Source organism: Rhodococcus sp. 06-235-1A, assembly GCF_002258785.1.
Lineage (GTDB): Bacteria > Actinomycetota > Actinomycetes > Mycobacteriales > Mycobacteriaceae > Rhodococcoides.
Map to the genome: position 1 here is coordinate 1 of NZ_NOYI01000024.1, position 12,286 is coordinate 12,286.

The 12,286-nt window shown below is 66.2% G+C and carries 11 protein-coding genes and 1 pseudogene; 5 read left to right on the plus strand and 7 right to left on the minus strand.

What is annotated here, in order from left to right; genetic code table 11:
• From CH275_RS30155 to CH275_RS22265, 4 genes and pseudogenes are all read left to right on the plus strand, one after another.
• Positions 1 to 553: pseudogene (locus tag CH275_RS30155) on the plus strand (hypothetical protein); the annotation flags it as partial.
• 40 nt (positions 554 to 593) lie between these two features.
• Positions 594 to 1,598, plus strand: coding sequence for a C39 family peptidase (locus CH275_RS22255; RefSeq protein WP_256991172.1), 1,005 nt, complete (start codon positions 594 to 596; stop codon positions 1,596 to 1,598).
• Positions 1,599 to 1,645: 47 nt separating this feature from the next.
• Positions 1,646 to 2,047, plus strand: coding sequence for a hypothetical protein (locus CH275_RS22260; RefSeq protein ID WP_094680433.1), 402 nt, complete (start codon positions 1,646 to 1,648; stop codon positions 2,045 to 2,047).
• A 110-nt stretch (positions 2,048 to 2,157) separates the two neighbouring features.
• Positions 2,158 to 2,685: an RNA polymerase sigma factor gene (locus CH275_RS22265; protein WP_094680434.1), complete on the plus strand. Its 528-nt coding sequence runs from the start codon at positions 2,158 to 2,160 to the stop codon at positions 2,683 to 2,685.
• Here CH275_RS22265 and tsaE read toward each other — a convergent pair.
• The 5 genes from tsaE to glmS all read right to left on the minus strand — a co-directional run bounded on the left by tsaE (position 2,666) and on the right by glmS (position 8,778).
• Positions 2,666 to 3,175, minus strand: a complete 510-nt coding sequence (gene tsaE / locus CH275_RS22270) for a tRNA (adenosine(37)-N6)-threonylcarbamoyltransferase complex ATPase subunit type 1 TsaE (RefSeq protein WP_094680572.1) — start codon at positions 3,173 to 3,175, stop codon at positions 2,666 to 2,668. The two genes, CH275_RS22265 and tsaE, sit on opposite strands and share 20 nt — an antisense overlap.
• Complete coding sequence (locus CH275_RS22275; protein WP_094680435.1) at positions 3,168 to 4,187, minus strand: alpha/beta fold hydrolase; 1,020 nt, start codon at positions 4,185 to 4,187, stop codon at positions 3,168 to 3,170. The genes tsaE and CH275_RS22275 overlap by 8 nt, the downstream gene beginning before the upstream one ends.
• 3 nt (positions 4,188 to 4,190) lie before the next feature.
• Positions 4,191 to 5,393: an alanine racemase gene (gene alr, locus CH275_RS22280; RefSeq protein ID WP_179276291.1), complete on the minus strand. Its 1,203-nt coding sequence runs from the start codon at positions 5,391 to 5,393 to the stop codon at positions 4,191 to 4,193.
• An 80-nt stretch (positions 5,394 to 5,473) separates the two neighbouring features.
• Positions 5,474 to 6,907 carry an NAD(P)H-hydrate dehydratase gene (locus tag CH275_RS22285; protein ID WP_094680436.1) on the minus strand — a complete coding sequence of 478 codons (1,434 nt, stop codon included), beginning with the start codon at positions 6,905 to 6,907 and terminating at the stop codon, positions 5,474 to 5,476.
• A gap of 8 nt (positions 6,908 to 6,915) precedes the next feature.
• On the minus strand, positions 6,916 to 8,778 hold the full coding sequence (glmS, locus tag CH275_RS22290) for a glutamine--fructose-6-phosphate transaminase (isomerizing) (RefSeq protein ID WP_094680437.1): 1,863 nt from the start codon (positions 8,776 to 8,778) through the stop codon (positions 6,916 to 6,918).
• A 100-nt stretch (positions 8,779 to 8,878) separates the two neighbouring features.
• Between glmS and CH275_RS22295 the strand changes: the two genes are divergently transcribed.
• Positions 8,879 to 9,739 (plus strand): dienelactone hydrolase family protein, encoded by an 861-nt coding sequence (locus CH275_RS22295; RefSeq protein WP_094680573.1) that lies wholly within the window; start codon positions 8,879 to 8,881, stop codon positions 9,737 to 9,739.
• Positions 9,740 to 10,099: 360 nt separating this feature from the next.
• On the opposite strand, the gene CH275_RS22300 is transcribed toward CH275_RS22295, so the two are convergent.
• Both CH275_RS22300 and CH275_RS22305 read right to left on the minus strand, forming a co-directional pair.
• A complete protein-coding gene (locus tag CH275_RS22300) occupies positions 10,100 to 11,968 on the minus strand; it encodes a WXG100 family type VII secretion target (protein WP_094680438.1) in 1,869 nt (622 codons plus the stop codon).
• Entirely contained in the window at positions 11,965 to 12,270 is a 306-nt protein-coding gene (locus CH275_RS22305) for a type VII secretion target (RefSeq protein ID WP_094680439.1), read from the minus strand. The genes CH275_RS22300 and CH275_RS22305 overlap by 4 nt, the downstream gene beginning before the upstream one ends.
• Positions 12,271 to 12,286 lie beyond the last annotated feature (16 nt).

Consider the following 12,286-nt stretch of genomic DNA (forward strand, 5'->3'; position numbering starts at 1 on the left):
GCCTCCTGCGGCACCGGCCACTGCCCCCGACCCCACGAGCGCAGAACCCACGAGTACGGTGCCCGCGAGCTCGTCACCAGAACCAGCCGACACGAATTCGTATGTCTCGCACCGCGATCTCGACGGCGACGGCATCGTCGACACCACGCAGATCGACCTGGACGGCAACGGAACCGTCGATCAGATCCTGCACGACTACGACGGAGACGGAGTGGCCGACGTGGTCGAGACGTCGAGTGCAGGCGACGGTCGCTTCGACATCGTCGATACCGACCTCGACGGTGACGGTGTCACCGATGAGACGCGCATGGACACCGACGGCGACGGCAAAGCAGACACGGCCATCTTCGATCTGGACGGCGACGGCACGGCGGACGAGGTGGATCTCGATACCGACGGGGACGGCGTGATCGATACCGTCCTCCTCGACACCAACGGCGACGGCACACTCGATTACCTCGGAGTCGACACCGACGGCGACGGATACGCAGACGAGGTCTACATCGACACCGATCAGTCCGGCGATTTCAACCCCACGCCCGACCTGGCCTGACTCCCGCGTTCATTCCTGATCCCAGACGAAAGAGACCGAGATGAACGAGCACTTCGATTTCACCGACACCTCCGCGGACCACGACGCGGCATCGGGAACGAACACCGATGACTACTCGGACAGCGTCGACCATTCGCTCGGCGACACCCTGGCAGCACCGTCGATGCCCACGATGCCCTCGATGGACTACGTCGATTCGCCGAGCGCGGTGTCGGCGCCCGACATGCCCGAGATGCCGTCGATGACCCCAGCTTCCGCGCCAGGCGTGCCCGATCCTTCGGTACCGGACCTGAGCGATCCACCGTCCGAATCACCCTCGCCTGCAGTGGTTCCCGAGCCGGCACTCCTACCCGAGCCGGCCGACGTCCCGCCTCCTGCCCCCGAGCCCGTGGACGTTCCGCCGCCCGCGGACGGCGCTCCGGTGCCCGAGGACGGCTCCTACGGCACCCCGACGGCATGGACGGCAGATTGGTTCTACCAAGAGGTGAACGGCTACTGCGGGCCGTCGTCCATCGCTCAGGTGGTGTCCGAGTACACCGGACTGAACATCACCGATCCCCAGCAGTTGGTCGACCGAGCCCTCGAACTCGGCCTGTTTCCCAACAACGATCCGTCCATGGGTATGACGTCCGCCGACATGGAGATCCTGATGGAAGATCAAGGAGTTCCGTGTCATCTGGAGAGCAGTTCGATGCAGGATCTCGAGGCGAAGCTCTCCGAGGGGTACGGCGTGATCGCCATGGTCGACTCGGGTGAAATCTGGTACCCCGGTACCGAGACCTACGAGGACGACACCCCGGACCACGCATTGGTCGTCGCCGGCATCGACGAGAATCGCGGCGTGGTGATCCTGTCCGATCCTGGCAATCCGGACGGCAACCAGTTCGAGATATCCATCGACGAGTTCGACAACGCCTGGGCAGACTCCGATCACGAGATGCTGGTGGCGGACGACACCGATCCGGATCTCGCCGACTCCACCTCGGTCGATCCCGGCCTCGCTGCCCTGGCCCCCAAGCTCTGGGCCCTCATCCCGCTGACCTGATTGTCTGAATATGAGTGCATACTCGTGAGAGACGAGAGGATTGTGAAGTGAGCAGCGACGGCGACAGCGTCTTCGACATTCTCGGCCTCGACCGATCGGTAGTCCTACCGGCACCACCTGCCGATGTCTGGTCGGCAGCGCTCGCCCACGCGCTCGATCCCGAGTCTCCCCCCGTCGACGACGTGGTGGTCCCGATCATGGACGACACGGATGTCGGTTTCGATGCGCAGGACGTGCTGCTGCCCGACCCTGACGACGACACCGATTCCGACACTGCCGGACACTACGATCCCTCCCACGACGGTCTGCTGGACCACGGATCGTCGCACCTGGACGGCGATGATCATCACAGCCACGAGCACGATGGTCACGGCCACGAGCACGATGACGGCGGGCATTGGGATGCGGACGACATCGACCTGGGCGACGGATCCGACTTCGGACCGTAGTCGGACGAGTCCGTGCGCCCCAGGGGGCGGCGAGACGATGCTTCCGCTGAGCGATATCATTAGCTCAGGATCAGAAACAGACCGACTAGTCCTGTGTTGGGGGAGCATGTATGAACGACGGTGCTTTGTTGGCCTTGTGCCGGGAGGGCGACAGCGCTGCATTCGGCGAACTGGTCGGTCGACATCGCACTCACGCCTGGGCAGTCTGTCTGCAGATCACCGGAAATCGACACGACGCCGAGGACGCCCTACAGGACACTCTCACCTCTGCCTGGCAGAATCTGCACCGCTTCCGCGGTGACGCCAAATTCAGCACGTGGCTGCACCGCATCGCTGCCAACGCGTCGCTCTCGTTGATCCGTCGACGCAAGGAAGTCCTCGATTACTCGCCGGAGGGAATCGACCTCCCCGACCTGTCGTCGCCCACGGCCGACCGGGTGGCAGACGTCGACGCAGTTCGATCGGCCCTGGCCCAGCTCCCGGAGGACTTCCGCGAGGCAATAGTGCTTCGAGAGTTCGCCGATCTGTCGTATTCGGAAATCGCCGCCCACCAGCGGGTCGGGATTCAGACGGTCAAGAGCCGGATCAGCAGAGGGCGAGCACAGTTGGTGGCGCTGCTCACGCCGGCAGCGGGCTGACCGGCACGTCGCCGACACGGCGAGCACTCACGCGTCGAACATCCGACTCCGGATCACGCGCCAACCGAACCGAGACGTGCCCGTCCGTCAGGTTCTCCACCAACCCCTCACCCCATTCGACCACGACAACAGCGTCGGTGAGGTCCGTGTCGAGATCGAGCGCATCGAGTTCGTCGAGTGCCGATTGTCCGGTCATCCCGAGCCGATAGGCATCGACGTGCACGAGCGCCACCGGCGGTAACCCGTGCGGCCGCGGCCCGGGGCGATGCTCACGGGCAATGACGAAGGTGGGCGACGTCACTCGTCCCTGCACGCCGAGACCGGCGGCGATACCTTTGGTCATCGCGGTCTTCCCTGCGCCCAACGGACCGTCGAGAATCACCAGATCGCCCGCCACCAGAACGCGCGCCAACCGTGCGCCGAACTCGGCAGTGTCTGCGGCAGTGACCAACTCGACGTCCACCGGCAAGGTCAGCGGCTCGTCAGACAACACCCCACCGCCGTTTCTTGCCCGCGGCCTCTGTTGCCCGGGCCACGAGCCGCTGGATCGCGCCGTTGACCTGTTCGGGGAATTCGAGTTGAACCAGATGTCCGCCCTGGCGGACGCGCACCGTCTCCGAACGCGGCAAGGCCTGGGCCAGAGCCTCCGAGCTGGCGAACGGAATGATCCAATCCTCGTCCCCGCACACCACCGACACCGGAATGTTCTCGAACTCCATCAGCGCTTCGGATTCGTCGTGGAGCTCTAGCGTCTCGAGGAAGTTGACGATGGTGACGACAGACGTGTCGTCGATCATGGACTGGGAGAACGCGACCAACCGCGGGGAGACTCTGGTGCCGTAGGACGCGGCGCGCAGGATCGGCGAGATAAGTGCGCGCACCGCACCACGGCCGAGCTGCACGACGCCGGGCGACGTCCGAACGGCGAGCCGGAAGGCGTCGACCGCCGGATTCTGCAGACTACGACCGACCCCGGATTGTGCGAGACCGGCCGCGGTGGTGGAGATCAGCACCGCCCCGATCACTCGCTGCCGCAGCACGTCCGATCGCTGCCGCGCCATCGACAGAATCGACATCCCACCCATCGAGTGCCCGACCAGGACGATGCGCCCCTTCGGTACCACCGAGCGAATCACCGCATCGAGATCGAGGCCGAGCTGGCCGATGGTGCAGCTCTCCGGACTCGGCACACCCGAGCGTCCGTGGCCGCGCTGATCGTAGAAGACCATCCGAACCGTCGAACCCCACTGCTGTTCGAGTGTGCGACGTTGAAAATGCCACGACGACATGCGCAGGCAGTAGCCGTGCACGAAGATCACGGTCAGTTCGGCGTCCGAGGGACCGACTTCACGTACCGCCAGTGGAACACCGTCGTCCGCGGTGACGATACTGCCGCGGTCGGCGTCCATGAGATCGAGATTCTCGGTGGCCAGCGGATCCTTGTTCGACCGGAACGCGGTCTCGCGCACCACAATTGCAATACTCTCCAGCAATCCGAGCATGATCTATATCGACGCCTCCCCTGAGTGCGCGCCGACGAACCGTCGTCGAACACGTCCACGAATGCCGGTGACGACCTCGTAGCTGATTGTCTCGAGCGCATCTGCCCAATCCTGGGCGTGCGCTTCTCCCCTGTCCCCTGGCCCGAACAGTAGCGCTTCGTCGCCGACCGCGACACCCGAGCCGTCGCCGCCGAGTTCGACGACGAACTGATCCATACACACTCGTCCCACCGAGGGATAGCGCCGACCTGCGATGGTCACCTCGAAGCGTCCGCTGAGACGCCGAACGACGCCGTCGGCGTATCCGAGGGCGACGAGGGCGACCACGGTGTCGGCCGGTGCGGTCCACGTGTAGCCGTAGGACACCGATTCACCTTCACTCACGTTCTTGATGTGCGCCACCTGGGCCGACACGGTCATGACCGGCCGCAAACCGAAGGTTCCCAAGTGGGGTACCGGCGAGAGGCCGTACAGAGCAATACCCGGTCGGACCATGTCGAAACCGAGATCGGGTCTGGTCAGCGTGGCTGCCGAGTTGGACAGGTGCACCACCGCGGGTGGAGTTCCCCGCCGAGTGGCGCGCCGCACCGCATCGCGAAGCCGCTCGGCCTGGGCATCGTTGGCGGGATGGCCCGGCTCGTCGGAGCAGGCCAGGTGCGAGAACATTCCGGTCAACCGCACACTGCCCTCCGCGACAGCAACCGCCGTCGTGTCGAGGACCGCATCGAGGTCTGCTTCCGCGACCCCGTTGCGGTTCAGTCCGGTATCGATCTTGAGCGAAAGGTCAGCGGCGGAACCGACTCGGTGTGCCGCGTCGACCACCGCGTCGAGCTGGGCCGCCGTGGACACCCCGATCCCCACCTGCTCGGCGATCGCTGCGGCGAAATCGGAATCCGTTCGGTGCAACCACGCCAACACCGGAACCGTCACACCGGCAGCTCGGAGTTCGAGGGCCTCACCGATGGTGGTGACGCCGAGCTCCTGCGCCCCTGCTGCGACTGCGGCGCGTGCGACCTCGACGGCACCGTGGTTGTAGCCGTCGGCCTTCAGTACCGCCATCACCGCAGCATCCCCAGCGAACTCCTGCAACACGCGAACGTTGTGGGCCACTGCGTCGAGGTCGACGGACGCCACAGCCCCCGAATCCGTCCGAGGATCGGTCCTCTCGTCGTCGCAGCCGATACTCACAACATTCGATAGTGCCATCCGAGCGACCGTCACGGCGGATCAGGGTGGCACAACTCGTGACACACCTGGCCTCCAACGTGGGCCACGAACAACGACGATCAGACCGTGAGCGAGCGCACAGTTCGTATGGCGTCCGGAATGGACGCACATAGCGGGCTTGCAGAAATGGGTGCCGCGAACTCTCCGCCCGACCCGTGGGCCGCACGCGCCGCGGCGAGTGCATGCACCTTCGTACCGCACGCGGCCGCAGTGGACGGTGTCATTCCCGACGCGAGCAAGGCCCCGAGAATGCCCGACAGTACGTCGCCGGATCCCGCGGTCGACGCGGCCGATCCCCCTGCGTCGCTGACGAATGTGGTGCCGTCCGCGTCGGCGATGATCGTCGCGCGGCCCTTGAGCAGAACGGTCACTCCCCAGCGCTCGGCGAGATCTCGCACCGCACTCACCCGGTCGGGGCCGGGGTCGGATCCGGTCAAGCGCGCGAATTCGCCGGCGTGCGGGGTCAACAGCGTCGGTGCCGATCTCCCGGTGACCCAGTGATCGTTGCGGGCGAGGATCGTCAGTGCATCCGCGTCGACGACCACCGGCAGATCCGACTCCAGAACCCGCCGCACGATGTCTTCCGAGTCCTCGTAAGTGCCGAAACCGGGACCGACGACCCACGCCTGAACTCTCCCTGCCGCGTCGAGATCCGGGGCGACGACGACCTCCGGACAGTGCGAGACAACCTCTGCGCCCGCGCTTCCCACGTAGCGAACCATTCCGGAGGTGGCCGCCACCGCCGCTCCGACGCACAACAGTGCGGCCCCGGGGTACGTCGCGCTGCCTGCGAGGACACCCACGACCCCCTGCGAGTACTTGTCGTCCGACGCCGTAGGAATCGGCCACGCCCTGCCCACGTCGGCCGGCTGGAACGACGCCATCGCCGGAGCCGGAAGCGTCAGCCCGATGTCGACCAGTTCGACTCGGCCACAACGAGGTACGGCAAGAACGTGAACGGGCTTACGAGCACCGAACGTGACCGTCACATCGGCGGTCACGGCCGGGCCGGGTGCGGCACCGGTCTCCGCGTCGACCCCACTCGGCACGTCCACCGCCACGATCGGTGCGGTGATCTGCTGGACGACCGCAGCGGCATCGGGTCGCAGCGGGCCCTTGCCGGAAATCCCGACTATGGCGTCGACGACGATGTCCGCCTGCCCGCACTGCGTCACCACTCGTCCACCCGACGACCGCAGGGCCTCGAGCCCTTCGGCGTGCGCCCGCGCCGGGTCGAGCAGGAGGGCCGACACCGAGACACCCCGTCGACGCAGATACGCCCCCGCCCACAGACCGTCGCCGCCGTTGTCGCCCGTGCCCACCAGGATCGTCACGCGACGCCCCGCGACGCCGCCCGTACGCGCAGCCAGCTCGGCCGCCACGACGGTGGCCAATCCGTACGCGGCGCGGCGCATGAGAACGCCGTTCGGCAACGAGTTCAGCAACGGCGCTTCCGCGTTGCGGATCTGTTCCGGTGTGTAGTAGCCGCGCATACCGAGCGCTACTCGACGGTGACGGACTTGGCCAGATTCCGAGGCTTGTCCACGTCGTAACCCCGCGCCTGCGCGACCTCGGCGGCGAACACCTGCAGCGGGATCGTCGACAGCAACGGTTGCAACAGCGTCGAGGCCGCCGGGATCTCGATCAGATTGTCGGCGAACGGCCGCACAGCCTCGTCACCTTCCTCGGCGATGACCACCGTTCGCGCACCACGCGCCTGGATCTCGCGAATGTTGCTGAGCATCTTGGAGTGCAACACTGCGCGACCCTTCGGCGACGGCATCACGATGATCACCGGGACACCGTCCTCGATGAGTGCGATCGGACCGTGCTTGAGCTCGCCCGCCGCGAAACCCTCCGCGTGCATGTACGCGAGTTCCTTGAGCTTGAGCGCGCCTTCGAGAGCGACCGGGTACCCGACGTGTCGACCGAGGAAGAGAATCGTCGTTGCAGTCGACAGCTCTCGTGCGAGCGCTCGGACCGGCTCGACCGTTTCAAGAACCCGCTGCACCAGCTCGGGCATGGCTTCCAGCTCGGCGAACTCGCGGGCTACCTCGTCGGGATACTTGGTACCGCGCGCCTGTGCGAGCGCGAGGCCGACCAGGTAATTCGCGGTCACCTGCGCGAGAAACGCCTTGGTCGACGCGACGCCGATCTCCGGACCTGCCCGGGTGTAGAGCACGGCGTCGGCTTCGCGAGGAATCTGCGAGCCGTTGGTGTTGCACACCGCGAGAACACGCGCCTTCTGATCCTTGGCGTGCCGCACGGCTTCGAGCGTGTCGGCGGTCTCACCGGACTGCGAGATCGCGACGACCAGAGTCGATCGATCGAGAACCGGGTCGCGATACCGGAATTCGCTGGCCAGTTCCACCTCGACCGGCAGCCGGGTCCAGTGCTCGATGGCGTACTTGGCGAGCAGACCCGAGTGGTACGCGCTACCGCAGGCCACGACGAACACCTTGTCGACGTCGCGCAGCTCCTGGTCGGACAGTCTCTGCTCGTCGAGCACGATTCGACCGTTGTCGAAGTGACCGAGCAACGTGTCCGCCACCGCGGCGGGCTGTTCCTGGATCTCCTTGAGCATGAAGTAGTCGTGGCCGCCCTTCTCGGCGGCTGCCAGATCCCAGTCGATGCGGAACGGACGCCCCTGCGCCTCGTTGCCCTCGAAGTCACTGATGTCGTATCCGTCGGCGGTGATGACGACCACTTGATCCTGGCCGAGCTCGACGGCGTCGCGCGTGTGCTCGATGAACGCCGCGACGTCGGACCCGAGAAACATCTCACCGGCGCCCACGCCGAGCACCAGTGGAGTGGAGCGGCGCGCCGCCACGATCGTGTCCGCATGATCGGAATGGGTGAACACCAGGGTGAACGCACCCTCCAGCCGGCGCAGAACTGCTTTCGCGCTGGCCACGAAATCGCCGGCCGTCGGGCCGTCGGCGTAGGCCCGCGAGACCAGGTGTACCGCGACCTCGGTGTCGGTGTCGGACAGAAACTCGATTCCGACTGCTTCCAGTTCCGCACGCAGCGGACCGAAGTTCTCGATGATGCCGTTGTGCACCACAGCGACGGTGCCGGACGCGTCCCGATGCGGGTGCGCGTTGCGATCGGTGGGACGACCGTGCGTCGCCCAACGGGTGTGTCCCATTCCGGTGGTGCCGACGAACGTATCGGTGCCGATGTCGTCCAATTCGGCTTCGAGATTCGCCAGTCGACCTGCCTTGCGCTCGACGGCTGTCGCTCCCGCGCCGTTCAGAATTGCGATGCCTGCGGAGTCGTAGCCCCGATATTCCATACGCCGAAGCGCTTCGACCACCACACCCAGAGCTGGGCGGTGGCCGACGTAACCCACGATTCCGCACATGGTGAATCAGGGTACTCGGCGGGGCGCGCACGACCCATTCGCTCGAGGCGACGTGTCCGGTGTCCCCCTCACGCGCGCGCGTTCGGTAGCGTCATCTCTCGTGGCGAAACCGAAGAAGCTGGCATCTGCTCTCTCCAAGCGTGGCCCGCACAAGGTCCTGCGAGGCAACCTGGCTCTCGCTGGCCAACCCGGCGTCGTCTACACCCCGGCCGAGGGCTTCGGCCTGCCCGGTGTGGCCTTTGCACACGGTTGGATGCTGCGACCGGGCAACTACGCCGACACCCTGAAGCACCTGGCGTCCTGGGGCTTCGTCGTCGCGGCACCGGACACCGAGCGTGGCCTCGTCCCCTCGCACCGCGGACTCGCCACCGACCTGGGCAGTGTGCTCGACATCATGACCGGTGTCCGACTCGGGCCGGGCAACATCAGTGTGCATCCGGAGAAGCTCGCCACTGCCGGTCACGCCATGGGAGCAGGAACTGCTGTTCTCGCTGCGTCCCGCCGATCGGACGTCAAAGCCGTCGCAGCGCTGTTTCCGGCACCGACCGCACCGTCCTCCGAGGCTGCCGCTGCCGGTCTGACCGTGCCCGGGCTCGTCGTCGGTGACAACTCGAACGCCGATTCGCTCAACGACAATTCACTGGCTCTCGCCCAGGCCTGGTACGGACCATCGATCCTCCGCCGAATCGACGGCTCGACGGCAGACGGATTCGTCGAAGGCCGGCGAATGCTCCGCTCACTGGGAATCAACAGCTCCGACCGCAAGACCCAGCAGCGCACCCGGGCGGTTCTCACCGCGTTTCTGCTGTTTCACCTGACCGGCGACTCCGACTACGAGGAATTGGCCGGATCGACCGGCGAGATCGACGGCACCCGAGCTGTCGATCCGCATGCGCCGCTCGACGCACAGCCCAAGCCCAAGGCATCCGCGTCGATCAAGGCTCTGCTCGGCCGAGGCTGACCATGCTCGGTGCCTCTCGGCATCACACCAGCCAGGAATGCGGCCTAGGGCCGGGTTCGGTCTCGACATGCGGTAGGGGCCCTCGTCGGTCCAGGTGAGCCGGTTGTAGCACCGGTCCGGAAACAGGCCCGATCTCGGGTTCCGACGAGCTTTCCACGCCCGAATTACGTGAACCACGAACAACTGTGGGAGTTCGGTCCGGCCCGAGAGCCTCTGCTGCTCGCGTCATCGCCGCTCTGTGCTCGTCGCGAATTCGATGCAGTTCGCGACGCCACCCGCCGTCCGCGCTCACAGCCTTCCCGCCTCGCTCGCTCACAGTGTTCCCGGCTCGCTCGCTCACAGTGTTCCCGCCTCGCTCGCTCACAGTGTTCCCGCCTCGCTGAGGCCGGCACCGGTACCGGCGGCCTGTTCGTGCGGCTGTACGGACGGGATCGGGTGATCCGCCAATGCGGGATGCTGACCGGCAGGCGGTTCCTCCACGGCCGGTTGCTCGTCCGATATCCCGACGGGCTGTTCGCCCTCGGACGATTCGGGCAGGCATTGCCCGGACACGTCGTCCGAGGCCGACTCCGCCGGTGATGGCTCGGTCGGTTGCTGAGGCTCGATCGATGGAGGTACGGGAGGTTGCTGGGGCTCGGGCGGTTGCTGGGTCTCGGGCGGTTGCTGGGGCTCGGGCGGTTGCTGGGTCTCGGGCGGTTGCTGGGGCTCGGGAAGCTGCTGGGGCTCGGGCGGCAACGCAGGTATCGGTGTCTGCTGCGCATTCACGTCGTCGACAACACCGGGAACCTCGACGATCTCGGGCAAGCCGAACGGGCCGATTCTCAACTCGAACGAGCGAAGACCGAGCCCCGGGGTTTCGAGTTCGATCGACACTGCACCGTCGTGCTCGAGTGCGATGCGGGCGCGATGCCCTTCGAGCTCGGCCTCGAGATGGCCTCGCTCGTCGGTGGCCGCCTCCAACGACTGCCCGGGAGGCGACACCTGCCCGACCGCCGGAGACTGCCCTGCGGGTGGAGACTGGTCCGACTCCGGCCGTTCTCCGGCCGTGTTCTCCGGCTCCACTGATCCGCCCGCCGACTCCGAAGAGCGCGAAGCCGTTCCGCCATCGTCACCACGGTCATCTGGGGCCGCACCGTCCAGAGCCTCGTCGACGCGACCGACGATCTCGGCGACCACCCGATCCACGAGTCCATCCAGTGGATCACTCGGCTCGTCCCCGAATCCCGCGCCTGTGGTCGATGGATCCGACGACCCGGTTCCTACTGCACCGCTGGATCCGCCTGCGTTCGGCGGCGAGATCGCCGTCGGTCCGACGGTCACCGGAGCCGCGTGTACAGCCGCTGCCGCCGGGGGCACCGACGGACCGTCGAACTCGGGTCGTGACGCAGCGTCTTCTGCGGGGGGCGCGATCGCCCAACTCCGCTCGTCGAGGTCGCCGAAGTCCGGGTCGTATGCCGCGCCCAGAACCGTGCCCAGCAACGCCAGGCACTCTCGCACTGCGGTGTCCGTCGAGGTGCAGACGTCGATGACGGCCTCGCAGGTCGCCTTCATCCGCGGAACGAACTGGTCGTGGATCCAGCTCCGACAGAGCTCTGCCACCTCGGCCGCGAACTCGTCCGATACGTCTGCGCTACGTGCCCGCTCGGCCAGTTCCTCGAAGGCCGACGCCACCCGAGGGAACACCGACCCTCGATCGACTGGAACGCACTCGATTCCCGACGCCACCAGGATGGCATCGATCTGGTCGACGTTCTTTCCGTCCACGGCATCGACGTCGAGACCACCGAACAGTTCCGCCTTGTCGGTGACCACGTCGCGAAGAACGTCGACGGTAGCGGACATCGTCTGGTGGGCATCTTCGATCGACTGCAGAAACTCGTCCGCGGTCTGTTGCTCGACCGAGAGATAGGTCTGCACGGCATCGCCTGCCTCGCCGTGCCATCGCATCTGCAGAACTCGACGCAACTGCTTTTGTTCTTCGAGTTGATCGCGAAGCACCGCAGCCATCGCTTCGACTGCGTCGGCATCGTTGCCGAGCGCGCCGAGATTCAAGCCTCGCTGCTCGTCGTACCTCGCACACACCTGCTCGTACTGCACGAAGCCCTCACTTCCCGGCACCCGAGCCACGAGTGGCAGAAAGCGCTCGAAGTGCAACAGCCCGGCAGCATGCTCGTCCAGAATCTCGTCGATCGACGGGCTCTGGCCGAGCGAGGCGAGAGGAGGCGTCATCGAGGCGACTCGATGGAGTGTGCCGCGGTGTCGTCCTGACGTTCGTATTCGTTCATCGCAGTGGTCAGAGCGTCGGCGACGTCGTCGACCGAGGATTTCCACGCCCGGGTGCCACGGCTGAGTCCCAGGTGAGCCTGTACGTACGCGGCACCGAGGTCCCCGTAGTTTCTTCCGGACCCAGCTGCGCCGAAGCCCGCGTCGGCTACGGTGTCGGCAGCTGCGCCGAGGGCATCGGCCGACGCGGTGAACGCATCTGCAACTGCGCGAACGCGGTTCACGTCCACCGACAATCCCTCGCTCATGCGCTTCCGTCTCCCC

Bases quoted from the DNA above. Each gene is read 5' to 3' on its own strand.
- CH275_RS22305 (WP_094680439.1), bottom strand. From the start codon at position 12,270: ATGAGCGAGGGATTGTCGGTGGACGTGAACCGCGTTCGCGCAGTTGCA.
- glmS (WP_094680437.1), bottom strand. From the start codon at position 8,778: ATGTGCGGAATCGTGGGTTACGTCGGCCACCGCCCAGCTCTGGGTGTG.
- CH275_RS22285 (WP_094680436.1), bottom strand. From the start codon at position 6,907: ATGCGCGGCTACTACACACCGGAACAGATCCGCAACGCGGAAGCGCCG.
- CH275_RS22275 (WP_094680435.1), bottom strand. From the start codon at position 4,187: ATGCTCGGATTGCTGGAGAGTATTGCAATTGTGGTGCGCGAGACCGCG.
- alr (WP_179276291.1), bottom strand. From the start codon at position 5,393: ATGGCACTATCGAATGTTGTGAGTATCGGCTGCGACGACGAGAGGACC.
- CH275_RS22300 (WP_094680438.1), bottom strand. From the start codon at position 11,968: ATGACGCCTCCTCTCGCCTCGCTCGGCCAGAGCCCGTCGATCGACGAG.
- CH275_RS22255 (WP_256991172.1), top strand. From the start codon at position 594: ATGAACGAGCACTTCGATTTCACCGACACCTCCGCGGACCACGACGCG.
- CH275_RS22265 (WP_094680434.1), top strand. From the start codon at position 2,158: ATGAACGACGGTGCTTTGTTGGCCTTGTGCCGGGAGGGCGACAGCGCT.